The organism is Bacillus sp. FJAT-42376, assembly GCF_003816055.1.
Lineage (GTDB): Bacteria > Bacillota > Bacilli > Bacillales > Bacillaceae > Metabacillus_B.
The window spans coordinates 2888251-2914889 of sequence record NZ_CP033906.1 but is presented as its reverse complement, the minus strand read 5'-3'; the positions used below and the strand labels follow the sequence as shown (position 1 = coordinate 2914889).

At 44.9% G+C, this 26639-nt stretch carries 26 protein-coding genes; 22 read left to right on the top strand and 4 right to left on the bottom strand.

What is annotated here, in order from left to right:
* The 5 genes from buk to CEF21_RS14610 are packed head-to-tail and all read left to right on the top strand — an operon-like array spanning position 1 to position 5908.
* Positions 1-1125, top strand: coding sequence for a butyrate kinase (gene buk / locus CEF21_RS14630; protein ID WP_481747676.1), 1125 nt, complete (start codon positions 1-3; stop codon positions 1123-1125).
* Positions 1126-1143: 18 nt separating this feature from the next.
* The gene (gene lpdA / locus CEF21_RS14625) at positions 1144-2565 is read left to right on the top strand and encodes a dihydrolipoyl dehydrogenase (protein ID WP_123917576.1); all 1422 of its coding nucleotides are present in this window, start codon (positions 1144-1146) and stop codon (positions 2563-2565) included.
* Between the two features lie 27 nt (positions 2566-2592).
* Complete coding sequence (locus tag CEF21_RS14620; RefSeq protein ID WP_123917574.1) at positions 2593-3585, top strand: thiamine pyrophosphate-dependent dehydrogenase E1 component subunit alpha; 993 nt, start codon at positions 2593-2595, stop codon at positions 3583-3585.
* A gap of 12 nt (positions 3586-3597) precedes the next feature.
* The gene (locus CEF21_RS14615) at positions 3598-4581 is read left to right on the top strand and encodes an alpha-ketoacid dehydrogenase subunit beta (protein WP_123917572.1); all 984 of its coding nucleotides are present in this window, start codon (positions 3598-3600) and stop codon (positions 4579-4581) included.
* Between the two features lie 25 nt (positions 4582-4606).
* Positions 4607-5908 carry a dihydrolipoamide acetyltransferase family protein gene (locus tag CEF21_RS14610; protein ID WP_123917570.1) on the top strand — a complete coding sequence of 434 codons (1302 nt, stop codon included), beginning with the start codon at positions 4607-4609 and terminating at the stop codon, positions 5906-5908.
* Between the two features lie 180 nt (positions 5909-6088).
* Here the strand turns inward: CEF21_RS14610 and CEF21_RS14605 are convergent, their stop codons facing one another.
* Positions 6089-6985 carry a YegS/Rv2252/BmrU family lipid kinase gene (locus CEF21_RS14605; protein ID WP_123917568.1) on the bottom strand — a complete coding sequence of 299 codons (897 nt, stop codon included), beginning with the start codon at positions 6983-6985 and terminating at the stop codon, positions 6089-6091.
* A 186-nt stretch (positions 6986-7171) separates the two neighbouring features.
* Between CEF21_RS14605 and CEF21_RS14600 the strand changes: the two genes are divergently transcribed.
* The 10 genes from CEF21_RS14600 to CEF21_RS14555 all read left to right on the top strand — a co-directional run bounded on the left by CEF21_RS14600 (position 7172) and on the right by CEF21_RS14555 (position 17569).
* A complete protein-coding gene (locus CEF21_RS14600) occupies positions 7172-9037 on the top strand; it encodes a methylmalonyl-CoA mutase family protein (protein WP_123917566.1) in 1866 nt (621 codons plus the stop codon).
* Positions 9034-11184, top strand: a complete 2151-nt coding sequence (scpA, locus tag CEF21_RS14595; RefSeq protein WP_123917564.1) for a methylmalonyl-CoA mutase — start codon at positions 9034-9036, stop codon at positions 11182-11184. Before CEF21_RS14600 ends, scpA begins: the two co-directional genes overlap by 4 nt.
* A complete protein-coding gene (meaB, locus tag CEF21_RS14590; protein ID WP_123917562.1) occupies positions 11181-12191 on the top strand; it encodes a methylmalonyl Co-A mutase-associated GTPase MeaB in 1011 nt (336 codons plus the stop codon). The genes scpA and meaB overlap by 4 nt, the downstream gene beginning before the upstream one ends.
* Before the next feature lie 165 nt (positions 12192-12356).
* Positions 12357-12794 (top strand): BrxA/BrxB family bacilliredoxin, encoded by a 438-nt coding sequence (locus CEF21_RS14585; protein ID WP_123917560.1) that lies wholly within the window; start codon positions 12357-12359, stop codon positions 12792-12794.
* A 294-nt stretch (positions 12795-13088) separates the two neighbouring features.
* A complete protein-coding gene (locus CEF21_RS14580; RefSeq protein WP_123917558.1) occupies positions 13089-13874 on the top strand; it encodes a transporter substrate-binding domain-containing protein in 786 nt (261 codons plus the stop codon).
* Between the two features lie 69 nt (positions 13875-13943).
* Positions 13944-14600: an amino acid ABC transporter permease gene (locus CEF21_RS14575; protein ID WP_123917556.1), complete on the top strand. Its 657-nt coding sequence runs from the start codon at positions 13944-13946 to the stop codon at positions 14598-14600.
* Complete coding sequence (locus CEF21_RS14570; RefSeq protein WP_123917554.1) at positions 14593-15315, top strand: amino acid ABC transporter ATP-binding protein; 723 nt, start codon at positions 14593-14595, stop codon at positions 15313-15315. Before CEF21_RS14575 ends, CEF21_RS14570 begins: the two co-directional genes overlap by 8 nt.
* 133 nt (positions 15316-15448) lie before the next feature.
* The gene (locus CEF21_RS14565; RefSeq protein WP_123917552.1) at positions 15449-16402 is read left to right on the top strand and encodes an aromatic acid exporter family protein; all 954 of its coding nucleotides are present in this window, start codon (positions 15449-15451) and stop codon (positions 16400-16402) included.
* 43 nt (positions 16403-16445) lie between these two features.
* A complete protein-coding gene (locus CEF21_RS14560; protein WP_481747591.1) occupies positions 16446-16970 on the top strand; it encodes a L,D-transpeptidase in 525 nt (174 codons plus the stop codon).
* A 116-nt stretch (positions 16971-17086) separates the two neighbouring features.
* Positions 17087-17569, top strand: coding sequence for a DinB family protein (locus CEF21_RS14555; RefSeq protein WP_123917550.1), 483 nt, complete (start codon positions 17087-17089; stop codon positions 17567-17569).
* Positions 17570-17635: 66 nt separating this feature from the next.
* Here CEF21_RS14555 and prli42 read toward each other — a convergent pair whose 3' ends face one another.
* Positions 17636-17737, bottom strand: a complete 102-nt coding sequence (gene prli42, locus CEF21_RS21350) for a stressosome-associated protein Prli42 (RefSeq protein ID WP_164462199.1) — start codon at positions 17735-17737, stop codon at positions 17636-17638.
* 158 nt (positions 17738-17895) lie between these two features.
* Between prli42 and mce the strand changes: the two genes are divergently transcribed.
* The 3 genes from mce to CEF21_RS14540 are packed head-to-tail and all read left to right on the top strand — an operon-like array spanning position 17896 to position 21004.
* Positions 17896-18312 carry a methylmalonyl-CoA epimerase gene (mce, locus tag CEF21_RS14550; RefSeq protein WP_123917548.1) on the top strand — a complete coding sequence of 139 codons (417 nt, stop codon included), beginning with the start codon at positions 17896-17898 and terminating at the stop codon, positions 18310-18312.
* 2 nt (positions 18313-18314) lie between these two features.
* The gene (locus CEF21_RS14545; protein WP_123920275.1) at positions 18315-19862 is read left to right on the top strand and encodes an acyl-CoA carboxylase subunit beta; all 1548 of its coding nucleotides are present in this window, start codon (positions 18315-18317) and stop codon (positions 19860-19862) included.
* Between the two features lie 23 nt (positions 19863-19885).
* Positions 19886-21004, top strand: a complete 1119-nt coding sequence (locus CEF21_RS14540; RefSeq protein ID WP_123917546.1) for a tripeptidase T — start codon at positions 19886-19888, stop codon at positions 21002-21004.
* A 361-nt stretch (positions 21005-21365) separates the two neighbouring features.
* Here CEF21_RS14540 and CEF21_RS14535 read toward each other — a convergent pair whose 3' ends face one another.
* Positions 21366-22073: a nucleotidyltransferase domain-containing protein gene (locus CEF21_RS14535; RefSeq protein WP_123917544.1), complete on the bottom strand. Its 708-nt coding sequence runs from the start codon at positions 22071-22073 to the stop codon at positions 21366-21368.
* Positions 22074-22220: 147 nt separating this feature from the next.
* On the opposite strand from CEF21_RS14535, the gene CEF21_RS14530 reads away from it, so the two are divergent.
* A complete protein-coding gene (locus CEF21_RS14530; protein WP_123917542.1) occupies positions 22221-22703 on the top strand; it encodes a chemotaxis protein CheW in 483 nt (160 codons plus the stop codon).
* Positions 22704-22766: 63 nt separating this feature from the next.
* Positions 22767-23036, top strand: coding sequence for a DUF3986 family protein (locus CEF21_RS14525; RefSeq protein ID WP_123917540.1), 270 nt, complete (start codon positions 22767-22769; stop codon positions 23034-23036).
* A gap of 62 nt (positions 23037-23098) precedes the next feature.
* Here CEF21_RS14525 and CEF21_RS14520 read toward each other — a convergent pair whose 3' ends face one another.
* Entirely contained in the window at positions 23099-23536 is a 438-nt protein-coding gene (locus tag CEF21_RS14520; RefSeq protein WP_123917538.1) for a DUF6376 family protein, read from the bottom strand.
* Positions 23537-23686: 150 nt separating this feature from the next.
* Here CEF21_RS14520 and CEF21_RS14515 point away from each other — a divergent pair, with 150 nt between their 5' ends.
* Both CEF21_RS14515 and gndA read left to right on the top strand, forming a co-directional pair.
* On the top strand, positions 23687-24952 hold the full coding sequence (locus CEF21_RS14515; protein WP_123920273.1) for a DNA polymerase IV: 1266 nt from the start codon (positions 23687-23689) through the stop codon (positions 24950-24952).
* 93 nt (positions 24953-25045) lie between these two features.
* Positions 25046-26458 (top strand): NADP-dependent phosphogluconate dehydrogenase, encoded by a 1413-nt coding sequence (gene gndA, locus CEF21_RS14510; protein ID WP_123917536.1) that lies wholly within the window; start codon positions 25046-25048, stop codon positions 26456-26458.
* Positions 26459-26639 lie beyond the last annotated feature (181 nt).

Genomic DNA, 26639 nt, shown 5'->3' with positions numbered 1-26639 from the left:
ATGGAGGATCCACTTTTGCAGGAAACAGAATATCGGATATTGGTGATCAACCCGGGTTCCACATCTACAAAAATTGGCGTATTTGATTCTGACCGTCCCATCTTGGAAAAAACAATCAGACACAGTACCGAGGAATTAAACGGATTTCCATCTGTCATCAGCCAGTACCATTTCCGAAAAGCAGCCATACTGGAGGCAATGGATGAAGAAGGAATGAATATTTCAAAGCTTTCTGCGGTATGCGGCAGAGGCGGTCTCCTTCGCCCTATTGAAGGCGGCACATACAGAGTGAATAGCCGGATGCTTGAAGACCTTGAGAAGGGCTTTGCCGGCCAGCACGCATCCAACCTCGGAGGCATTATTGCCCATGAGATCGCTTCAGGATTAAATATTCCTGCTTTTATCGTCGATCCGGTTGTGGTGGACGAAATGGAGCCGATTGCTAAAATATCCGGTATGCCTGCAATTGAACGCAAAAGCATCTTTCATGCACTCAATCAAAAAGCAATGGCCAGAAAAGCTGCTTCCCGCTATGGGAAAAGGTATGAGGATTTGAACTTGATTGTTACCCATATGGGCGGGGGCATTACAGTAGGTGTTCATAAAAAAGGGAAAGTTGCGGATGTAAACAACGGCCTTCACGGAGACGGTCCATTCAGTCCGGAGCGGGCTGGAACCGTACCGGCTGGCGATTTGATTTCGATGTGTTTTTCAGGAGACTTCTACCGGGAAGAAGTCATGAAGAAACTTGTCGGACAAGGCGGTATGGTGGGCTATTTAGGAACGAATGATGCGATTAAGGCAGAAAAAATGGTGGAGGATGGAGATCCGAAAGCCAAGCTCGTCATGGATGCGATGGCATACCAAATCGGCAAAGAAATTGGAGCGGCGAGCGCAGCTTTAAGCGGCAAAGTCGATGCGATCGTGCTGACGGGCGGACTCGCTTATGGCAAGCGGTTCACTTCACTTATTTCAAGCTACGTGGACTGGATTGCCGATGTGATGATTCTTCCGGGGGAAAATGAATTGCAGGCCCTTGCAGAAGGGGCGCTTCGCGTCCTTAAAAAAGAAGAACCGGCTAAAGAATACCCCGGCAATAAAAAACCGGTAAGGATATTCGGCTGATGAAAGGGAGTTTTACAAGTGGCGACAGAATATGATCTCGTTATTGTCGGGGGAGGAACAGGCGGATACGTGGCGGCAATCCGTGCATCCCAGCTTGGTCTGAAAACAGCAATTGTGGAAAAAGGCAAGCTTGGAGGCACATGTCTCCATGCAGGCTGCATCCCAAGCAAAGCGCTTCTCCGCAGTGCGGAAGTGTTTGCCCAGACAAAAAAATCCGCTGAATTTGGAGTATCAGTTTCAGGTGTAGAATTAAACTTCCCGCGTGTACAGGAACGTAAACAGGGGATTGTTGATCAGCTGCATAAAGGGGTCCAGCACCTTATGAAGCAAGGGAAAATTGACGTTTACGAAGGACTCGGCCGGATTTTGGGCCCATCTATTTTTTCGCCTATGCCTGGAACCATTTCGGTTGAAATGAATGATGGGACGGAAAATGAGATGCTCATCCCGAAAAACGTCATTATCGCAACTGGCTCGCGGCCCCGTTCACTGCCCGGTCTTGAAGCTGACGGAGAGCTGGTTCTGACCTCAGACGAAGCACTCAAGCTTGAGAGTCTTCCGGAGTCGATGATAATTGTCGGCGGAGGAGTTATTGGAATTGAATGGGCATCAATGCTTTCAGACTTCGGCGTTCAAATTACCGTCATTGAGTATGCAGACCGGATTCTTCCGCTTGAGGACGCAGAAATTTCAAAAGAAATGCAGCGGCTCCTAAAGAAAAAAGGAATTACAGTTGTAACAGGCGCCAAAGTATTGCCGGAAACGCTCCGAAAAGAGAAGGGTGTTTTTATAGAAGCGGAAATTAACGGCTCAAATCAGACATTTGAGGCTGCAAAAATGCTTGTATCTGTCGGCAGACAGGCAAATGTTGAGGGAATAGGGCTTGAAAATACCGATATCGCTGTTGAAAAAGGCTTTATCAAAGTGAATCCTTATATGCAGACGAAAGAATCTCATATTTACGCTATTGGCGATGTGAATGGAGGCCTTCAGCTTGCCCATGTCGCTTCACATGAAGGAATATTGGCTGTTGAACATTTAGCCAATCAGAATCCTCAGCCGATTGACTATTCGCTCGTATCAAAATGCATATATTCATCCCCGGAAGCTGCAAGTGTCGGCTATACGGAGGAAGAAGCAAAAGGAATGGGCCGCAATGTCAAAACGGGGAAATTCTCATTCAGGGCGATTGGGAAGGCTCTTGTGTACGGTGAATCGGATGGCTTTGTAAAAATAGTCGCTGATCGGGATACAGATGATATTCTCGGTGTTCATATGATTGGACCTCATGTAACCGATATGATTTCGGAAGCAGGCTTAGCCCGTGTGCTGGATGCAACCCCGTGGGAAATCGGGCATACCATTCATCCTCACCCCACTCTTTCAGAGGCGATTGGCGAAGCAGCACTTGCTGTGGATGGAAAAGCGATACACGGCTGATTTTATGAATAATTAGGAGGGATTGCCATGGCTGAGAATCGTCATGCAGCACTTGGGCTAACGGACGACCAAGTGCTTGAAATGTATAAAACAATGGTAATGGCCAGAAAAATTGACGAGCGGATGTGGCTGCTGAACCGCTCAGGGAAGATTCCATTCGTTATTTCCTGTCAAGGACAGGAAGCAGCACAGGTAGGCGCAGCATTTGCACTGGACCGTGAAAAAGACTATGTTCTCCCGTACTACCGCGATATGGGTGTGGTCCTTGCTTTCGGCATGACGGCAAAAGACTTAATGCTGTCAGGCTTTGCAAAAGCAGAAGATCCGAATTCAGGCGGAAGACAAATGCCAGGCCACTTCGGACAAAAATCAAACCGTATTGTGACAGGTTCATCTCCTGTAACGACTCAGGTTCCCCATGCAGTCGGAATTGCGCTGGCAGGAAAAATGGAAAAGAAAGATATTGTGACATTCGTAACGTTTGGAGAGGGTTCGTCCAATCAGGGAGATTTCCATGAAGGAGCCAACTTCGCGGGAGTACATAAGCTGCCGGTTATTTTCATGTGTGAAAACAATAAATATGCCATCTCTGTTCCGTATGAAAAACAAGTAGCGGCCAAATACGTGTCTGACCGGGCAATCGGCTATGGAATGCCTGGCTTCACCATTGATGGGAATGATCCGCTTGAAGTATATAAGGCGGTGAAAGAAGCAGCAGACCGCGGCAGGCGGGGAGAAGGTCCAACTCTTATTGAAACCATTTCCTACAGGCTGACTCCCCACTCCAGTGATGATGATGACAGAAGCTACCGTGAGCAGGAAGAAGTGGCAGAAGCAAAAAGGAACGACCCGAATGCTACATTCGCCGCTTATTTAAGAGAAACCGGCATTCTGACCGATGAGATGGAAAAATCGATTCTTGATGACGTGATGAAGACTGTAAACGAGGCAACGGATTATGCAGAAAATGCTTCCTATGCAGACCCGGAATCAGCAATGAAGCATGTCTACGCGGAGTAAGGAGGAGACGAAATGGCAGTAATATCTTATATTGATGCAGTGACAATGGCGATCCGGGAAGAGATGGAGCGCGATGAAAAAGTATTTGTTTTAGGGGAAGACGTAGGGAAGAAGGGCGGCGTATTTAAAGCCACTTTTGGATTATATGAACAGTTTGGCGAGGAACGTGTCATTGATACACCGCTCGCTGAATCAGCGATCGCAGGTGTCGGAATCGGCGCCGCGATGTACGGAATGCGTCCAATCGCGGAAATGCAGTTTGCCGATTTTATCATGCCTGCAGTCAACCAGATTGTTTCGGAGGCGGCAAAAATCCGCTACCGTTCCAATAACGACTGGAGCTGTCCGATGGTAATCCGCGCTCCTTACGGAGGGGGAGTCCATGGCGCTCTTTATCATTCCCAGTCTGTCGAGGCGCTTTTCGCCAACACTCCTGGATTAAAAATTGTGATGCCTTCTACTCCCTATGATGTGAAAGGTCTGTTAAAAGCGGCGATCCGTGATGAAGATCCGGTTCTATTCTTTGAGCATAAACGTGCTTACCGCCTTATTAAAGGGGAAGTTCCAGCTGATGATTACGTTCTGCCGATCGGGAAAGCAGATGTGAAAAGAGAGGGAGAGGATATCACGGTTATTACATACGGATTGTGTGTCCATTTTGCTCTTCAGGCTGCAGAAAGACTTGCCCAGGACGGAATCTCTGTCCATATCCTGGATTTAAGAACCGTTTATCCTCTCGACAAAGAAGCGATTATGGAAGCAGCATCAAAAACAGGCAAAGTGCTGCTGCTAACAGAAGATAACAAAGAAGGAAGCATCATGAGTGAGGTATCAGCGATAATTGCTGAAAACTGCTTATTTGATCTGGATGCGCCGATTATGCGTCTGGCAGGACCTGATGTTCCGGCTATGCCTTATGCGCCAACGATGGAAAAATACTTTATGGTCAATCCGGATAAAGTCGAAGAAGCGATGAGAAAACTCGCTGAATTTTAATCTTTTATAAAGGGAGTGCCAATCAATGGGAATGGAACAAATGACCATGCCCCAGCTTGGGGAGAGTGTCACAGAAGGGACCATCAGCAAATGGCTTGTATCGGTCGGAGATCAGGTAAATAAGTACGACCCCATTGCTGAAGTGATGACGGATAAGGTGAATGCAGAGGTTCCTTCGTCTTTTACAGGCATCATTAAAGAGCTCGTCGCAGAAGAAGGAGATACACTGGAAGTTGGACAGGTGATCTGCAAGGTGGAGGTAGCAGGCGGCACTGCTGAGGAAGCTCCTGCAGCTGAAGCATCTGCTGAGGAAACCTCTGAACCTTCTGCATCAAATGCTGATCAATCCAATAAAAGAAGGTACTCTCCTGCTGTTCTGCGTTTAGCACAGGACAACGGAATTGATCTTGAGCAGGTCAGCGGAAGCGGCGCCGGAGGAAGAATTACCCGTAAAGACCTGCAGCAGCTGATCGACAGCGGTACAGCTCCTCAAGCTGGCGCTAAAAAGCAGGCGGCAGCTCCAACTAATCAGCCTCAAGCAGCTGAAATGAAGATCGAAGCTAAACCAGAAACACAAACTCAGCAAAAAGCTCAGCCAGCGGCCTCTTCTGCACAAGCTGCTCCGGAAGATATCGAAATTCCGGTCAATGGAGTGCGTAAGGCAATAGCAGCCAATATGCTGAAAAGCAAACATGAAGCCCCTCACGCATGGATGATGGTCGAGGTGGATGCTACAAACCTTGTTGAATACCGCGGATCTATAAAAGATGATTTTAAGAAAAAAGAAGGCTTCAACATCACCTTCTTTGCATTCTTTGTAAAAGCCGTGGCTCAAGCTCTTAAGGAATTTCCTCAAATGAATTCCATGTGGGCAGGGGACAAGATCATTCAGAAAAAAGAGATCAACATTTCCATAGCTGTGGCAACGGATGATGCGTTGTTTGTTCCGGTGATCAAGCAGGCTGATGAGAAGACCATCAAAGGCATCGCCCGTGAAATTACAGAGCTTGCCGGCAAGGTCAGAAACGGAAAGCTCGGATCGGATGATATGAAAGGCGGTACGTTTACGGTGAACAATACCGGTTCGTTCGGGTCTGTACAATCGATGGGCATTATCAACCATCCTCAGGCTGCGATTCTTCAGGTAGAATCAATTGTTAAGCGTCCTGTGGTCATGAATAATGGCATGATTGCGGTCCGGGATATGGTTAATCTCTGTCTGTCGCTGGATCACCGTGTGCTCGACGGCCTCGTCTGCGGACGTTTCCTTGCCAGAGTAAAAGAAATTTTAGAACATATTTCGAAGGAAAATACTTCCGTTTATTAAGAAAAAAGAGGCTGGGACATAACTAAAATTGTTGTCCTTAATCCGAATATTTCTTTTGAAGAAAGCATGAAAACAATAAAACCGAACGATTATGAACCTCTATACCAGAGATTCAAATAATCGTTCGGTTTTTTTATTAGCCGGAAACCTCTTGTCTCAGGCTCTTTTTTTCTCCTTATTTCATCGATTCTCATCCTGCGGCACTAAGAACTCCATATGCTGCTTCAATACCTTCAAGGTTTCAGGGGTTCCGGAGTATACTTCTCCATCTGTATCTGCTTTCATCGGAGTCTCGGTGTTGATTTCAATGTTTACGCCTGTGAAATGAAGAAGGTCAGAATCTTTGTTATCCCATTGGGATGCATCTTTCATTGTAAGAAGTTCTTTAATGGTTGTTAAATTGGTGTTTTTCAGAATAAACACGTCTGCCATTCCATCATCAGGTTCAATACCTGGATAAGGAAGAGCATTGGTCCCGATGAATTTTCCATTGGCTACAATCACCATTACGGCTTCTCCTTCATAATCATGGCTTTCCGTTTTCAACCTGACTGGAAATGGATCCATTTTTTGAACAGTCCGGAAAGCACTTAAAAAGTAGCTGATTTTGCCGAGCATCGCTTTTTCGCTACCGATAATATTATTGGAGGTTTCAGTTATCAAACCGATCCCCCAAAAGTTCAGTAAGTAGAGTTCATTTGCTTTAATCACATCAATGCTTTTCGTTTTTCCTTCCGTCAGAACCTGTACTGCTTCCTTCAAATTGAGGGGAATGCCCAGTGTTCTGGCAAAATCATTGCACGTCCCGCCCGGAAGTATACCGACAGCAGGTCTATTCTTGAGTGAGGCAAGTCCGTTTAAACATTCATGGACAGTCCCGTCTCCGCCTAGAATATAAACAAGATCCATTTCTTCTCCGTACAGCTCACAGTATCTTTTGGCGTCCAATGCACGCTGTGTTTGAAGAATCAGGAGATGCGGACTGGCTTTTGTCAAAATCGGAACGATGATTTGCAGGTTTTTTTCTACATTTTTTTGTCCGGCATTGCCGTTTATGATCAGCATGGTTTTTTTCATATATGATTCTTCCTTTTCTCACAGAATAGTTAAGGATAGTATACCACCCGGGGAGTCTGCAGAAACCATGAGAGGCAATTGATGGATGCCACTAGTTATAATACAATAAAGAATAAGCAGGGAATTATCGCTGTTCAAAAATGAGAACGCATTCTTAGGGGGTGGGCTTCCATTTGGAAGCGCGGGATGAGCAAGCATCAGCGAGTACAGGAAGAGCACCAAAGCGGCTTGGAGCAGGAGTGGATCCAAGCGGTAAGCAGGGCTTTAAAGGGGAAACCAGCGGACACGTTAAAAACAGTAACAAAGGAAAACATTATATTGAAACCGCTTTATTCAAAGAAAGATGCGTTACATATGCCAGAACCTGGCTCAATTCCATATACAAGAGGCACGCAGCCAGTAAAAGAAATGTGGAAAACCGCTCAGTCGGTGAACCAGTACACTTCAATCCATGATTTGTGTGCGGCGCTGAGCTCTGCGTGCGAAAAAGGAATGAATTCATTTTATTTCTCATCTGTAAGCAAGCTGGTATCCGAGAAGGATGCCAGTCTGCTTGCAAATAGTATGAAGGAAAGCAATTTGCATTATATGGTGGATTGCGGGGAAGCCCCGCATTTAATGGCCTTCTTTGCAGGATCACTCCGTGAATTTGGCGGGGGGATTATCGGCACTGACCCATACGAAGCACTTATGCTTGGCCAGCTAAGGGACGAAGACATGCTTCATGCGCTCCAATGGACGGCAGATTTTACAGAAGCATCAGCCGATCGGCTGAATCAGAAAACACTTCTGTTCAAAGGGGATTATGTGCATAACTGCGGTGCAGATGCTGTTCAGGAGCTGGCCTATACATTTGCGAAAGCAGTCGATTATATGAATTGGTACAGGCAGAGCGGGAAAACGTGTGATCTTGCCGCCAAGAAAACGGCATTCAGTTTTTCAGCTGGTTCCCAGTTCTTTATGGAGATTGCGAAACTCAGAGCGGCAAGAATAATCTGGAGCTCAATTGTTTCCGCATTCGGAGGGGACCCGGAAGCTCAAAAACTTTATGTACATGTCAAAACGTCTTCCTATAATAAATCCAAATTGGATGTTCATGTCAATCTTCTTCGTACATCCACAGAAGCTTTTTCGGCTGTACTTGGAAATGCGGATGCCATCACCGTACTCCCGTTTGATGAAGCAGATGGCGGTTCAGTTTTATCTGAGCGCATCGCAGGAAATATCCATTATTTACTCAGTGAAGAAAGCCTGCTTGGCAAAGTCAATGATCCTTCAGGCGGCTCGTTTTATATAGAATCCCTGACGAAAGAACTGGCTGAAGCAGCCTGGGAGAAAATGATTCAAATTGAGGAGAAAGGCGGATTTCTCGAAGCGCTGAGAAGCGGCTCTCTTCAATTTGATGTGGACAACACGTCTCAAAAACAGTCTGATGGACTGTTTACACAGCAGGTAAAGATGATCGGTGTGAATGATTATGCAAATCAGGAAGACCAAATTCATGAAAGCAGAGAAGAAAGCCGGCTTTTCCATTGGCCTGAAGAATCTTTCAGCAGTATTCAGAAGAAGTACGAAAAAGGAGAGGATGTATGGACTCAGCCTGCACAGGGGCGCATAGAAAAAATAAAACCAGTCCGGCTGGCGGAACCTTATGAAAAGCTGCGTATGCATGCACAGAATTATGCCCGAAGAAACGGGGAACTTCCATCTGTTCAGGTTGCGGTTTTCGGCAGTTTAAAAGAATACAAGCCACGGCTGGATTTTTTGACCGGCCTGCTTGCTTCAGGAGGAATGATACCAACTGTCACATCCATTTCCGACGCTGACCTTAGCAAGCCTTTATTTTTATGCGGACAGAATGCGGCTTATATCGAATGTGAGAAGGACATTCAGCACGTGGTAAATGAAGCTTCAGCAGACGTATTTATTACCGGCAGACAGCCTGAAGAGTGGGATGGAAGGTTTAGCCCTGATAAAGAAATGACAATGGGGATGAACCGTCTTGTATTCCTGCAGAATCTTCATGTAGCATTGGGGGTTGCAAACAAATGAAAAGAATCAAGCTGACTGCAGAACAGTTAAAAATGACTTCCGGGACCGCAACACAGACGGCACAGCCAGTGTTTGAAACCAATGAAAAAATCAAACTGAAGCAGTGGTATACACTTGAAGATGCATCGCATGTGGACGATACGTTTCCGGGCATCGCTCCCTTTACACGAGGCCCCTATGCAGCCATGTATGTCAATCGGCCTTGGACGATCCGGCAGTATGCAGGTTTTTCAACGGCTGAAGAGAGCAATGCTTTTTACAGGCGAAACCTTGCAATGGGTCAGAAAGGCTTGTCTGTGGCGTTCGATTTAGCAACGCATCGAGGCTATGATTCCGATCATCCGAGAGTAGAGGGAGATGTCGGAAAGGCCGGAGTCGCCATCGATTCCATTCTCGACATGAATATTTTATTTGATGGAATTCCTCTTGATGAGATGAGTGTGTCGATGACGATGAATGGAGCCGTCCTCCCGATCATGGCTTTTTACATTGTGTCTGCGCAGGAGCAGGGAGTTTCGTTGAATCAGCTTACAGGAACGATTCAGAATGATATTTTAAAAGAATATATGGTTCGAAACACGTATATTTATCAGCCTGAGATGTCGATGAGAATTATAGGGGATATTTTTAAATACACATCGGAACATATGCCTAAGTTCAACAGCATCAGCATTTCCGGCTATCATATGCAGGAAGCCGGTGCGCCGAATGATATTGAACTTGCCTACACACTGGCTGACGGGCTTGAGTATGTCCGAACCGGATTAAAGGCCGGTCTTGATATTGATGCCTTTGCTCCAAGACTCTCTTTTTTCTGGGCAGTGGGAATGAACTATTTCATGGAAGTGGCGAAAATGAGAGCAGCAAGGCAGATATGGTCGGAATTAATGAAGCCCTTCCAGCCGAAGAATCCGAAATCTTCTGCTCTCAGGACGCATTCGCAAACTTCCGGGTGGAGCCTGACTGAACAGGACCCATTCAATAATGTGGTTCGGACGGCAATTGAAGCTCATGCTGCTGCAATGGGCCACACACAATCACTTCATACAAATGCACTTGATGAAGCGATTGCACTGCCTACGGATTTCAGTGCGAGGATTGCAAGGAACACCCAGCTGTATCTTCAGGAGGAAACGGGTATTTGCCAGGTAATCGATCCCTGGGGGGGTTCTTATTATGTTGAATCACTTACAAATGAATTAAAGGAGCGGGCCTGGACGCTTATTAAAGAAGTCGAAGATTTAGGCGGCATGGCAAAAGCCATTGAAACCGGCCTTCCAAAAATGAGAATAGAGGAAGCTGCAGCCAGAAGACAGGCAAGGATTGATTCTGGACAAGAAACAATTGTAGGGGTAAACCGGTTCAGACTGGAAAAAGAAGACGATCTGGATGTGCTGAACATTGACAATACAGAAGTCCGAAATAAACAAATTCAGCGTCTGGAGAAGCTGAAGCGCGAAAGGAACGAACAAAGAGTCGTTCAGTCGCTTCAGGCGATCACTCAATCAGCAGAAACCGGGGAAGGGAATTTGCTTGAATTGGCTGTGGAGGCGGCAAAAAACCGCGCCACGCTTGGGGAAATTTCTTTTGCCATCGAACGGGTATCCAAAAGACATCAGGCGGTGATCCGATCCGTGAGCGGAGTGTACAGTTCCGAGTATTCAAATGAAGAGGAAATAAATAAAGTCCGGAAGGCAGCAGACGAATTTCAGGAGCTTGAAGGAAGAAGACCAAGAATTCTCATTGCCAAGATGGGGCAGGATGGCCATGACCGCGGAGCAAAGGTCATTGCAACCGCATTTGCCGATTTGGGTTTTGATGTGGATATGGGTCCTCTTTTCCAGACTCCGGCGGAAACTGCTGCCCAGGCGGTGGAGAACGATGTGCATGTTGTCGGAATGAGCTCTCTTGCAGCTGGACATAAAACGCTGCTTCCAAAGCTGAAAGCTGAACTGAAAAAGCTGGGCCGGGATGATATTCTCGTCATAATCGGGGGTGTAATTCCGTTCAAAGATTATGATTTCTTAAAAGAGAATGGAGCGGCTGAAATTTTCGGGCCGGGGACGGTTATTCCCTCAGCGGCTATGAAGGTGCTGGACAAACTATATGATGTTCTTGGCTACGAGGAAATTAAGGAAGAACGATGAAGAGAAAGCGGAATGAGAGCAATATTGACCCGCAGGTTCTCGTGCAGGGGATTCTTCAGGGTGACAGAAGCGTCCTTGCCCAATCGATTACCCTCGTTGAGAGCGGAGCCGAGCGGCATTTTGAAGCCGCCCAAAAGCTGCTCGAACAAGTAATGGATAAAAGAATCAATTCAATCCGGATCGGTATAACCGGTGTTCCGGGTGCGGGAAAAAGCACCTTTATTGATGCATTCGGGACGTATTTATGCAGTCTGGGCCATAAAGTAGCCGTACTTGCCGTAGATCCGACAAGCCATGTATCAAGGGGGAGCATTCTCGGGGATAAAACGAGAATGGAAAGGCTATCTGTTAACCCTGATGCCTTTATCAGACCGTCCCCATCAAGCGGAACGCTTGGAGGCGTCAGCCGGAAAACGAGAGAAACGATGTTTCTTTGTGAAGCAGCAGGCTATGATATTATTTTGATTGAAACAATGGGTGTCGGACAAGGTGAATACCTCGTACGGGGAATGGTCGATTTCTTTCTCCTGCTTGTTTTGACGGGTGCCGGAGATGAGCTGCAGACCATGAAGAAGGGCATTATGGAGCTTCCTGACCTGGTTGTGGTCAATAAAGCGGATGGAGATAACCTTCCTCTTGCGAATAAAGCAGTCAAGGAATACAGTACGATGCTGCACTTTTTAAAACCGTATACGGAAGGCTGGACGACAGAGGCACTTCCGGCAAGTGCTCTGGAGGAAAAAGGGATTAGGGAAATCTGGAGCCGGATTCAGGCTTTTCAATCTGCTACATGTCAGTCCGGTCTGTTTGCGGAGAGGAGGCGGCTGCAGCAGAAAGAATGGTTTCATGAAAGCATTAAGAACGAACTTCTGTATGCCTTTTACCGCAATCCGTCGGTAAAAGAACGGCTTTTTTCTGCGGAACAGGCTATTGTTGAAGAAAAGGCCGCAGTATCATCCACTGTTAAAGATCTGGTAGGGAATTTCTTCAAATCTCTCCCGAAATGAACAAGTCCGGTGAACAGAAGATGATGCAATCATTGTTGTAAAGAATACTTAATCACACCGTTTGCGGAAAACATCCTGCTCTTGGTAAAATAAAAGCAGGAAACTCAACGGAACAGTTTCTATGAAAAATGAGAGATCGATTTTTTAAACAAAGGAGAGGATCACATGAATATAGATTTCAATTTGTTCATGAATGATGTGGTCAGACAGGCACGCCAGGAAATAACGGCAGCAGGCTACACAGAACTGAAAACACCTGAAGAGGTAGAGGATACATTTAAACAGGAAGGAACCACGCTTGTGATGGTTAATTCTGTATGCGGGTGTGCAGGAGGAATCGCAAGACCTGCGGCTGCTCATTCCGTTCATTATGACAAGCGACCGGATCGCCTCGTAACGGTCTTTGCCGGCCAGGATAAGGAGGCAACAGCGAGAGCCCGGGATTACTTCACTGGCTATCCGCCATCCTCTCCATCTTTTGCTCTTTTGAAGGACGGGAAGCTGATAACAATGGTTGAACGCCATGAAATAGAAGGACATGAGCCGATGGCTGTTGTCGCTAAACTGCAGGATGCCTTTGAAAAGCACTGCAAAGAAATCTAATCATACATGTGCATAATTATTTAAAAAAGACCTTTGTTAAAAGGTCTTTTTTTTATGCTTTAACTCATTAAAACTGCGAAAAATCACTGGAAACACAGTATTTTATAAGAATAGTAAAATATAAAATAAAATTTATTTTTAAAAGAGTTATTGCATAAATATGAAATCGTGTTAAAATACAAAATATCGCATAAATATAAGGTTAAAAATTTCTTGAAAAGTTCTGGGATATAGGACATAATTTTATTAAATTTAGAATATTTTTAACTTTAAAATTATAGGGGGAAACAAACAATGAAAAAATGGTTATTTCTGGCAATCGGCCTCGTTATTGCTTCTATGCTCGCAGCATGCGGAGCATCAGAAGAAACGTCAGGGGATGGGGGAAAAGAAAAGAAGGTTCTTAAAATGGCAACTTCTGCTGACTATCCTCCGTTTGAGTATAAGGATACAGCGAAGGGTGATGACATTATTGGATTTGACGTTGATTTAGTAAATGCTCTTGCGGATGATCTCGGTTATAAAGTGGAAATTCAGGATATGGATTTTAATGGTTTAGTAGCCGGGCTGCAGGCGAAGCAAGTTGACTTGGTGCTTGCCGGTATGACACCTACGGAAGAGCGCAAGAAAAATGTTGATTTCACCGATATTTATTATAAAGCGAAACATATGATTGTTTCTCCTAAAGGGAGCGGCATAAAAACGGTTGAAGATTTGGAAGGCAAAACACTGGGCGTTCAGCTTGGCTCCATTCAGGAAGGCGAAGCAAAGAAAATTGCAGAGAAAACAAAGGTAAAAGTTGAAAACCGCAACAAAATCCCTGAGCTTGTTCAGGAAATGAAAGCCGGGCGCTTTGATGCTGCTATCATCGAGGATACAGTAGCAAAAGGATACTTTGACAAGGATAAAGAACTGGAAGGCTTCACCCTCGATTCAAGCGAAGAAGAAGCAGGTTCTGCCATTGCATTCCAAAAGGGAAGCAAGTATACAGAAGAGTTTAATAAAGCGTTGCAAAAGATGAAAGAAAACGGAGAGCTTGAAAAGCTTATTGTTAAATGGTTCAGCAAGGATCAAAAATAGAATCATCAGGAAACGTTCAACTTGATCTGGTTGAACGTTTCTTATGAAATTTGAGAAAGGAGCTGCGATATGGTTATAGATTTTGGAGCAATTTCAGACTCGATCCCTTTTATAATCGGAGGGCTCGCCATTACATTTAAATTGGTAGCTCTATCAGCCCTTTTTGGCTTCACATGGGCTATTATTCTGGCACTCTTAAAAATAAGCCGGATTAAGCCGCTTAACTGGATAGCAGATTTTTATACATCAATATTTCGGGGGACGCCGCTCGTTCTCCAGCTTGTCATTATTTATTTCGGCCTTCCGCAATTTATCGGGCCCATCGATCAATATTGGGCAGCGGTGGCAGCGTTTACCCTGAACTCGGGTGCTTACATCTCGGAAGTAATCCGCGCGGGAATTCTGGCGGTGGACAAAGGACAAAGCGAAGCCGCAATGGCGCTTGGAGTGCCATATAACCGGACGATGAAGGATATTATCCTCCCACAGGCAATTAAAAATATCCTTCCGGCCCTGGTGAATGAATTTATCACGCTTACAAAGGAATCGGCCATTGTTACCGTCATTGGTTTAGGGGATGTTATGAGAAGGGCCCAGCAGGTAGGGGGAAATACATATAAATTTTTTGAACCTCTTATTATAGCAGGGCTGATCTATTATATTCTAGTCATGATCCTGACGATGATCGGCAAGCTTGTTGAAAGGAGGCTGAGACAAAGTGATTAAAGTGGACAAGCTTCATAAATCCTTCGGAAAAAACGAAGTGCTTCACAATATTTCTGTATCCATCAATAAAGGGGAAGTTGTGGCAGTGATTGGCCCTTCCGGTTCAGGAAAATCCACATTCCTGCGATGTTTAAATCTGCTTGAAGTTCCAACAAGCGGAGAGATTGAAGTCGGAGGGCAAAAAGTAACAGACCCGAAAGTGAAAATTAATTCAATCCGCCAAAATCTCGGAATGGTGTTTCAGCACTTTTATCTCTTCCCGCACAAAACCGTTCTGCAAAATCTTACTTATGCGCCGACTACGGTGAAAGGGCTCTCCAAAGCAGAAGCTGAAGAGAGGGCAAAAGCCCTTCTCGTAAAAGTCGGTCTCGCTGAAAAAGCAAATGAATATCCGAGCCGTTTATCAGGAGGCCAAAAACAAAGGGTGGCAATTGCCAGAGCTTTAGCGATGAATCCGGACGTCATGCTTTTTGATGAGCCTACTTCCGCCCTGGATCCGGAGATGGTCAAGGAAGTTCTGGATGTAATGAAGGATTTGGCGCATACTGGGATGACCATGATTATCGTGACCCATGAGATGGGATTTGCAAGAGAAGTGGCAGACCGTGTCCTGTTTCTGGATGGAGGCTCGCTTGTAGAGGATGCCCCTCCGGCGGAATTCTTCGCTCAGCCGAAATCACAAAGGGCACAAGACTTTTTGAGTAAGATATTATAAACGAATGAAGGACTTTTGAGCTGGCCAAATGGTGTCTTTGCTCCTGTCTGAAATGACAGGGGCTGGCATTTCCATTTGGAACAGCTCTTTTTTTAGGTTAAAATAAAGGAACAAAAGATATAGGAGTTTTTACATGAAATTTCGAATTGGCTACAGAACAATAAAAACTGCCCTCGGAACCGCTGCAGCAATCAGCCTTGCACAGCTTTTCGGGCTTCAAAACTTTCCATCTGCCGGAATCATTGCGATTCTCTGCATTCAAGTCACACAAAAGAAATCTTTGCAAAGCTCATGGGCGAGATTTTTAGCCTGCTCCATTGCCATTTTGTTTTCATTTGTGTTTTTTGAGCTTTTCGGCTATTCACCCATTGTGATTGGCGTTATGCTGCTCCTGTTTATTCCGGTAGCCGTAATGGCCAAAGCAAAAGAAGGAATCGTTACCAGTTCCGTCATTATCCTTCATTTATATGCATCCAATCATATAACCCTATCGCTTATTTTAAATGAACTTGCATTGATTGCGACAGGAATTGGGGTAGCTCTCATTATGAATCTATATATGCCAAGCGTTAATCGCATCCTCGTGTCCTATCAGCAAAAAATTGAAGCCAATTTTGCTCTGATTTTCCGACAAATGGAGCTGTTTTTGCTTGAAGGGGACAATCAGTGGGATGGAAAGGAAATTACTGAAACAGCTCATCTGATACACGAAGCGAAGTCCCTTGCTCTCCGGGACGTGGAAAATCATTTTCTCCGCAACGAAAATCTATACTACCATTATTTTCGAATGAGAGAAAAACAATTTGAATTGATTGAACGTCTCCTTCCTCTTATCTCCAATTTGTCAGTTACGGTAGAGCAAGGTGAGATGATTGCTGACTTTATCAAAGATTTGCGCGAGCATATTCATCCGGGAAACACGGCTCATTTATTTTTAAGAAGATTGGATGACATGAAAGTCTCTTTTCAGGAGATGCCTCTTCCTCAAACGAGGGAAGAATTCGAAACCCGCGCATCCCTGCTTCACCTTGTTCGTGAACTGGAACAATATTTAGTCATGAAAAGTTATTTCAAAGGCTTGAAATAAGCATGAATCATCTTCTTATTCCTCATACTAAAGGAAAAAGAAGGTGCCGCAATTGAAGTGGGTAATCCTTATTTCGATTTTGATGGCTTCCCCTATCTGGCCTCTTGGACATAATCCTGTACAAGGAGATCCATACCTCATCATTAATAAGCAAACAAATAGAATGGCTTTTATTGACGATGGATCCATTCAAAACATTTACTCGGTTGCAAGCGGGAAGGAATCGGGTATGACACCTGAGGGGGAATTTTCGATCGTTGTGAAAGCAATCGATCCGTATTACCGGAAAAAAGATATCCCCGGAGGAGATCCGAAAAATCCTTTAGGTCCCCGCTGGATCGGATTTGATGCAGAAGGAACAGATGGACGGACTTACGGCATTCACGGGACGAATCTTGAATCTTCAATTGGAAGCTTTGTCACCCAAGGCTGTGTACGAATGCATAATGAAGAAGTGAAGCAGCTCTTCTCTAAAGTTCCAATTGGGACGAAAGTATGGATTTTAAAAACGAACCAATCATTTGAAGCATTGGCGAAAGAAAAAGGAGCCATACGGGAACATGAATAGAGGAGAAAAACCCGCTGCAGCCGGCGGGTTTTTTCTTCGTTTATTTTTATGGGAGGAGTTTGTCTTTTAAGGAGGAATAGATAGGGAAGGGAAAACGAATAGAGGGAGTGGGAAGCATGCAGACACTGTTTGCGTATAACTGGATGGTCAGGGAAGAGTGGTACAAGTGGTGCGAAGAAATACCGGAAAAAGAATTGCTGCAAGTCCGGACCGGGGGTGTGGGGGGGATCTTGCACACTCTCTTCCACATAGCAGATGTAGAATGGAGCTGGATACGCGGTTTGGAGGGGAAACCTGATTTTCAGGAAAATTTTGAAGGGTACCGGAGTCTTGAGAAAGTAAAAAGGCTGGACGAAGCGTTTAAGCCGGAAGTTAAGAAGTTTGTGGAAGCATGGGATGAACGGACGATGAATAACAAAGTGCTGGCAAATGAATGGCCGGATGGAAGCGTGGAGAACTTCACTTGGGGAGAAGTGATGCGTCATGTTATTGCTCACGAAATCCATCATATCGGCCAGCTTTCAGTCTGGGCCAGAGAGACGGGAAGGAAGCCTGTTTCAGCCAATGTAATCAGACGTGGGCTTATTGCCCCCCGCTGAATCTGACACGGAAAGATAAAAGAGCCGTCGTGCTGACCTCGCACCGGCTCTTTTTTATTCTGCTATTTAAAAACCGATAAAAGTTGATAGCCCGGCAAGAAGCGTTGTGAGAAGCATGATGCCTAGCATAACCATGACAACAATTTTTTGGACTTTTTTATTGGACATGTTAATCACTCCCAAAAATCAATAGTTTTATTTTAACTTGAATTGCTGAACGGGACAAGCCTAATTCTTAATGGAGATCTTGCTCGAATAAGAAGGATTCACGGCGGATTTTGGAGAATGTATGTATGTATCCGTTTACAGCATGGGGGAGATTAAACATGATAAACAAAGTAGATCATTTAGGGATAGCGGTCAAATCCATCCGGAATTCGCTGCCGCTGTATGAGAAAACACTGGGGATGAAGCTGATCGGAGAAGAAGAGGTGCCTTCGCAGCTTGTTAAGGTAGCCTTTCTGGACGCGGGCAATCAGAAAATCGAACTGCTTGAACCAACCTCAAGCGAAAGCCCCGTTGCCCGATTCATTGAAAAAAGAGGCGAAGGGATCCACCATATCGCTTATAAAGTGGAAAACATTGAAGAGCGGATTGAAGAGCTGATGAAACAGGGGGTTGCTATGATTGACAGCAAGCCAAGAATAGGAGCGGGCGGGGCATCTATTGCATTCCTTCACCCTAAGTCTACAGGGGGAACATTGACAGAGCTTTGCGAAAAAAAGGGGATTGATGGGATATGAGTATGGATATTTACGATAAAATCAACGAATTATATGACCGCCGGCGTGAAATCGAGCTGGGCGGAGGCGATGATAAAATAGAGAAGCAGCACGAAAAAGGGAAGCTGACAGCAAGAGAACGCATTGATCTGCTTGTAGATGAAGGAACGTTTGTCGAACTGAACGCATTCGTTGAACACCGGAGCAGCGATTTCGGCCTCCAGGGGAGGAAGGGGCCAGGAGACGGGGTAGTAACCGGATATGCAAAGGTAAATGGGCGGCCAATCTATTTATTCTCGCAGGATTTTACTGTATTCGGAGGGGCCCTTGGCGAAATGCATGCAAAAAAAATAGCAGCAGTGATGGATCTGGCTGCGCAGAACGGCACCCCATTCATCGGCTTGAATGACTCCGGAGGTGCGAGGATTCAAGAGGGTGTGGTATCATTAGATGGCTACGGACACATCTTTTACAGGAACAGCATCTATTCAGGTGTGATCCCCCAAATTTCCGTCATACTCGGACCATGCGCAGGCGGTGCGGTTTATTCACCTGCAATTACAGACTTTGTCTTTATGGTTGAAAAAACAAGCCAAATGTTTATCACAGGACCTAAAGTGATTGAAACCGTAACTGGTGAGAAAATCAGCTCTGAGGATCTTGGCGGAGCAAATGTACATAATACAGTGAGCGGGAATGCCCATTTTTCAGGCAGTTCCGAACAGGAAGTTCTGGAGAAGGTCCGGCATCTTTTGAGCTATCTTCCCCAAAATAATGAAGAGAAGCCACCAAAAACGCAAGAGCCTGAAGGAAGCGATTACCGTCCTGATCTTACAGACCTTATCCCTTTTGATGCCATCCGGCCCTATGATGTCAGAACGGTCATTCAAAACATCATGGATCCTGAAACCTTTATGGAAGTTCATGAGGGGTTTGCGAAAAATATGGTGGTCGGGTTTGCAAGGCTAAAGGGGAAGACAGTGGGGCTCGTTTGCAATCAGCCTAAATATATGGCTGGAGGGCTGGACATCGATTCTTCAGATAAAGCCGCTCGTTTTATCCGTTTTTGTGATTCTTTTAACATCCCGATTATTACGTTTGAGGATGTAACCGGATTTTTCCCGGGGGTTAAACAGGAGCATGGAGGGATTATCCGGCACGGAGCGAAAATTTTATATGCCTATTCTGAAGCGGTTGTTCCGAAAATCACCGTCATCCTTCGAAAGGCTTATGGCGGTGCCTACGTAGCCCTTAACAGCAAATCAATCGGAGCAGATTTGGTCTATGCATGGCCGAATGCGGAAATCGCGGTTATGGGTCCCCAAGGTGCAGCGAACATTATTTTTGCGCGGGACATTCAAAACAGCGAAGATCCTGAGGCAGAAAGAGCAAAAAAAATCGATGAATACCGTGAAAAATTTGCGAATCCGTATGTAGCCGCAAGCCAGGGCATGGTGGATGATGTGATTGACCCTCGCGAAACCCGGATCAAGCTGGTTCAGGCACTGGATATGCTATCCGGAAAAAAAGAGCAGCGGCCGTTTAAAAAGCACGGAAACATCCCGCTTTAACAAATGAAATTGGAGGGACAGATATGGTAAACCAAGACAGAATTGTCGAAGAATTTTTAGAACTTGTAAAAATTGACTCAGAAACAAAATTCGAAACCGAAATTGCAAAAGTGCTGAAAGAGAAATTCACTGCCCTTGGTCTTCATGTGACCGAAGACGATACAACAGGTGTAACTGGACACGGTGCAGGCAATCTTGTCTGCACGCTCGAAGCGACGAAAGAGGGAATTGATCCGATTTACTTCACATCCCATATGGATACCGTTGTTCCGGGAAAAGGAATCAAACCATCCATTAAAGACGGATATATTGTGACAGACGGCACGACGATTCTTGGAGCAGATGATAAAGCAGGCCTAGCTGCAATGTTTGAAGCGATCCGTGTACTAAAAGAAGAAAACATTCCGCACGGCAAAATTGAATTTGTCATTACGGCCGGAGAAGAGTCAGGTCTAGTCGGCGCGAAAGCATTGGATCCGAAGCTCATGACAGCAAAATTCGGGTATGCGCTTGACAGCGATGGAAAAGTGGGCGATATCATCGTCGCGGCTCCGACCCAGGCTAAAGTCAGAGCAGTCATTAAAGGGAAAACAGCTCACGCCGGAGTAGCTCCTGAGAAGGGTGTTTCTGCGATTACCATTGCAGCGAAAGCCATCTCAAAAATGCCGCTTGGCCGTCTCGATGAGGAAACAACCGCAAACATCGGCCGATTTGAGGGAGGAACCCAAACGAATATCGTATGTGATCATGTGGATATCCTCGCAGAGGCTAGATCTCTTGTGCCGGAAAAAATGGAAGCGCAAGTTGAAAAAATGAAAGCTGCGTTTGAAGAAGCAGCACAGGAACTTGGCGGCCAGGCCGAAGTCGATATTCAGGTTATGTATCCCGGCTTCAAATTCGGCGAAGGGGATCATGTCGTAGAGATCGCGAAGCGTGCAGCAGCAGCGATCGGACGCGAAAGCCGTCTGCTTACAAGCGGAGGCGGAAGCGATGCAAACGTTATTGCAGGAAACGGGATTCCTACTGTAAACCTTGCTGTAGGATACGAAGACATTCATACAACAAATGAGAAAATGCCAATTGAAGAACTGGTGAAAACAGCTGAAATGGTTGTTGCAGTGATTGAAGAAGCAGCGAAATAAAAAAGAGGCGGGGACAAAAGGTTTCCGTCTAATAAAAAAACCGAACGATTATTTGAAACTCTGATATAGAGCTTCGTAATCGTTCGGTTTTACTGTTTTTCATGCTTTTTTCAAAGGCTATGTTAAAGCATGTTGTTGATGTTTAACACCTGTTGATTGGAGCGGAAGGCGTGAGACTCCTGCGGGAGCAGCGGGACAGGTGAGACCCCGCAGTGGCGAAGCCAGGAGGAGGCTCACCGCCCGCCCCGCGGAAAGCGAACGCCTGAAGCGGAAATCAACAGCCAAGTTTAACAGTGCTTTTTCGAAAGAAATATTCGGCTTTAAGGACAACAATTTTAGTTATGTCCCAGGCTATTTTCTATTATTTTCCAATTGAAAATCCATCAAACAATCTTCCTCCATAAGGGAGCAGGACGCGATCAATCAGTTGATTCAGGCTTGTAAGTTGATTCCTTCTGTAAAAATCATCTAATGCATTCAGGAAGTCATTTGCAAGTGGGGCATTAAATGCCGCCAGTGACCGGTACTTCCATTTTCCGGATCCGATCCATTGTCCATTTATTCTCATATAAAATTCATAAATCAGATCGGAAAGGGCTTGAACAGTGAAAATCTGCTCTTCCCTTGTTAAGCTGTCCACCAAATCCGCAGCGGCATCAGAAATAAAGTACCTGTGCCTTTCAATCTCCGATTTTGTCCAGCTTTCAGGACCTTTACGCCATTCTTCTTCCGCCTCTTTTTTCAATCGCGCAGCTATTCCGCTATCTTTTATTACACGTCCCTCCCAAACCATCCGCTGCATGCAGGGGTTTGCCCTCGCTCGATCGGAATCGTATATCTTCTTGTAGGATGTAAGACTATGTACGAAAAGTTCCACCGGCCACTCGTGAAAATACAACGATTCCCGGTAAGACTGTGTAACTGATTGGGTAAAGATGATGATGTCGAGGTCAGAGGAAGATTTTTCTTCCCCTCTTCCCGCACTTCCTGCAAGAATTGCCGCATCACAATCCGGATGAAATGCTTTTACAAAAGCCGCTGCTGCAGTGAAAGGTTCTATTTTGTCCATTTACATCCTCCTGATCAAGTTTTCCTTATTCTACTATAAAAGAGAAAGGGAAAGGCGAAAGGGACGAATTTTTCCGGAAAGCTTTTCCAAAAAACAGATCCATAGTATGATAGATTAGGATGAAAGTTGGAAGGAGCCTGATTGATTATGAAAGCCGTCATTTTTCAAATCCAGGAAGAGGATTTTGGAATCCCGATAGAACATGTAGTATCCATTGAGAAAGTATTGGATTTAAAACCGATTCCCAGCCTGCCTGACTATGTAAAAGGAGTCATGCCGATTAGAAAAGATCTCGTTCCAATTATTGATCTTGCCTTGCTGTTTTCAAATAAGGCAAATAGCGCACTGGATGATTCAAAGGTTATAACCATTCATTCAAATGAGATGAATGCAGGTTTGCTCGTAAATGACGCAAAGGAGATTCTGGAGCTTCAGGAAAGTGATTTAAAGCCTCTTCCTCTTGGGGCAGCAGCCTCTGCTGATTGGTTCTCATCGATTGCCATGAAAGAAGGCCGGCTTATTACGGTCGTTGACTCTGCCTCTTTCATTCGTACACTTGAAGGCATCGAACAAATAAGAGCTGAAATCATAGACCTTCAAAAAGAAAGCACAGAAAAAGCATCCATCTGACAGGATGCTTTTTAATTTATATTTTGGCCTTCCGAATATGATTTGAAAGGGTGATGTTCATTCATGCTTTACGACAGCAGATATCATTTGCATATAGGCTACTATGAAAAAGGTCTGGATTTTGAAGCTGTTGCATATAAAAGGGAATTGGAAGATATATGGGACGTGTTTTTTGATTTTAAGTTTTATAATCTGAAGATTCCTTATGGGAATCGCAATTTTGCCTTACAGCATGTTGGGATCAGAATTTTTTCCGTTAAAGAATCGGACCTGGATTACGATGTTGGAGCGCAGAAATTCGAAGAGTGGTTAAGAAGTGAACAGATTATATAAAATCTTTAAGCGCGCGGCAATTTTAAACCGCCTTTCTGGAGAAGGTTCAGGAGCGAAGAGGATTAATTTCGCTCATAAATTCTGATTTCCTGAGCCTTGCTTTGAATCGCTTCAAGCTGGCGTGTTAATCCTGTGTTGCTTTTTAAATCCTCTGTATAGGTATTATTTTCAATAGCGCTTAAATATTCTTCAATATTCTGAAGCGCATGCCGATTCTGTTTCAGCAAATCGAGATGCAGGTCATTCATCTGCTCTGGAGCCTGAATCTTATTAAATGCTGTAATTCGATCTTTCATACTGATCAGCATCGACTTGAGTTCCGACCTCGCCGTTTCACTCTCTGCAGCGTCGTAGAAGAGCGTGGATAGATCCTCAGCGGAGGAAGACAGCTCAAGGGCAAAGGTTGATGCTTCTTCACCATATGAGACCGGCTTCGGAGGCATGGAACATCCGGTTAAGGAAATTATAATGAGTGCAAGAAAGGATATGAGCTGTTTCATATAGGAATACCTCCGTATTAACTGCTTTAGTCCATTATTTTATTATTACCACTCTCTTTCCTTTTTATGCATCTATCAAGACTTGAAATGAAGAGAAAATGGTCGTTTATGATAAAATGGATAGAGGACCTGAACAGGGAAGTGAACGGAATGCAGGAAGAAGGGAAAAAAGGAAGAATCATTTTTCACATTGATATGAACAGCTTTTATGCTTCGGTAGAGATGGCCTATGATCCGGAATTAAAAGGCAAACCTGTCGCGATTGCCGGGAATGTGGAGGAACGGAAGGGGATCATAGTGACCTGTTCGTATGAAGCAAGGAAATTCGGAGTAAAAACTACGATGCAGCTTTGGCAGGCGAGGAGACTCTGCCCCGGCCTCATAGTGAGGAAACCAAATTTTGAACGGTATCGCCAATCGTCAAAAGCAATGTTCGATGTGCTGAGAGAGTATACTCCTTTAGTTGAGCCGGTAAGCATTGATGAAGGGTACATGGATATAACGGATTATACAAACGGAGAAAATCCCATCCATATCGCAGAATCTCTTCAAAAACGGCTCATGAATGAATTGATGCTTCCTTCCAGTATAGGAATTGCACCTAACAAATTTTTGGCGAAAATGGCCTCTAACATGAAAAAGCCCCTGGGGATTACGGTGCTCCGCAAGCGGGAGCTGAACAAGCTGCTCTGGCCGCTGCCCGTAGAGGAAATGCACGGAGTTGGGGAGAAAACAGGAGAAAAACTGAAAGGGATTGGCATTCATACCATTCAGGATCTTGTTCTTGCAGATGGCGGAAAGCTGAAAGAACTGCTTGGAATTAACGGAGAACGTCTGAAAAAACGGGCCTCAGGAATAGACGGCCGGCCTGTGGATCCGGAATCGATCTACGATTTTAAAAGCATCGGAAATTCTTCTACCCTGCCAAAAGATTCATCAAATCCAAGGGAGCTGGATAAACTAATTGCGAAGCTCTCTGAATCCGTAAGCAGGAGAATGAATCGAAAAAATGTTCTGGCTTCAAGGCTTTCCATTATGATCAGATATGGTAACCGGCAGACCTTTACTAGAACAGCAAAGATGGATAACCCTGCTGCCGCTGCTTCGGAAATTGAAGAAAAAGCGAAGCAGATCTTTTATAAGCACTGGACGGGAGAACCGATTCGCCTAATCGGAATAACCGGTACTGATTTACTTGAAAAGGAAGAGGCTGTCAAGCAGCTGGATTTGTTTTCCTATCAGGAAGATGCAAAAAATGAGCCTCTATGGAATGTTCTTGATCAAATCAATGGGAAGTTCGGGAAGAATACCATTAAAAGGGGAATAACCGGCAGTACTGATGAAGAGAATACGAGCGGGACAAGTTTTAATAAAGATTTTCTCCAGGATGCAAAAAAGCATGGGGAGACCTTTTAATGCAGCCTAGGTCGCTTTGCTTGAAACCATCTTATCAAGTGTGCTATTTTCAACAATGTAGCGAAACAAACGTACAGGAAAGGACGTTTTGGCATGTCAAAACAGCAAATTGGTGTAATCGGTCTTGCCGTAATGGGCAAGAACTTAGCTTTAAATATTGAGAGCCGCGGGTATTCGGTTTCCGTTTACAACCGTTCTACAGATAAGACAGAGGATTTTCTTGCAGAATCTGAAGGGAAAAATGTTAAAGGTACATACAGCATCGAGGAGTTTGTTCAATCCCTTGAAACTCCGAGAAAAATTTTGCTGATGGTTAAAGCCGGTCCGGCAACAGATGCAACGATTGAAACCCTGCTTCCGTATTTAGATAAAGGGGATATTCTCATTGATGGGGGGAATACATTCTTTAAAGATACGCAGCGGAGAAATGCTGAGCTTGCTGAGAGCGGCATTCACTTTATCGGTACCGGTGTTTCCGGCGGTGAAGAAGGTGCGTTAAAAGGTCCTTCCATCATGCCGGGCGGGCAGAAGGAAGCTCATGAACTGGTTAAGCCGATTCTTGAAGCCATTTCTGCAAAAGTGGATGGTGAAGCGTGCACAACGTATATCGGACCGGATGGTGCCGGCCACTATGTGAAAATGGTGCACAATGGAATTGAATACGGAGATATGCAGCTTATTTCAGAAGCCTATTTCCTGCTCAAAAATGTTCTCGGTCTTTCTGCTGAAGAATTTCACGAAGTGTTTGCAGAATGGAATAAGGGAGAGCTTGACAGCTATCTGATTGAAATCACAGCGGATATCTTCACCAAAACAGATGATGACACAGGCAAGCCTCTTGTAGATGTTATATTGGATACGGCCGGCCAAAAAGGAACAGGCAAATGGACCAGCAGCAATGCACTGGATCTTGGTGTCCCTCTTCCGATCATCACAGAATCTGTCTTCTCCCGGTTCATCTCCGCTATGAAAGATGAGCGTGTAAAAGCGAGCAAAGTTTTGTCCGGTCCTGAAGCAGGCTCGTATACAGGGGATAAAAAGGAATTAATTGAAGCAGTGCGCCAGGCTCTGTTTATGAGTAAAATCTGTTCCTACGCGCAAGGCTTCGCTCAGATGAAAGCTGCATCAGAGGAATATAACTGGAATTTAAAATATGGTGAAATTGCCATGATTTTCAGAGGCGGATGCATCATTCGTGCTGCCTTCCTCCAGCAAATTAAAGAAGCTTTCGACCGTGATGCGAATCTATCGAACCTTCTTTTGGATCCTTATTTTAAAGAAATTGTGGAAAAATATCAGGTTTCACTGCGGAAAACGCTCTCGGTTGCCATTGAAAACGGAGTCGCTGTACCAGGCTTCTCTGCTGCTCTTGCATATTTTGACAGCTACCGTACAGCCGTTCTTCCTGCAAATCTGATTCAAGCCCAGCGTGATTATTTCGGTGCTCATACGTATCAGCGTACAGACAAAGAAGGAATCTTCCATACAGAGTGGATGAGTAAATAATAGTGAAATGGAAAAGGGTCCAGCTCGAACATCGAGCTGGACCCTTTTTTTGAACCGTGCTCTACCTATTTTGTATAGATGAAAACGGTTAAGAAAAAAATTCATCAACTTACATGTTTGAAGGGTCACAAATTGAGGAACTATAAGAGAACATTCACTGTCAATACAGTCTAGTCATATT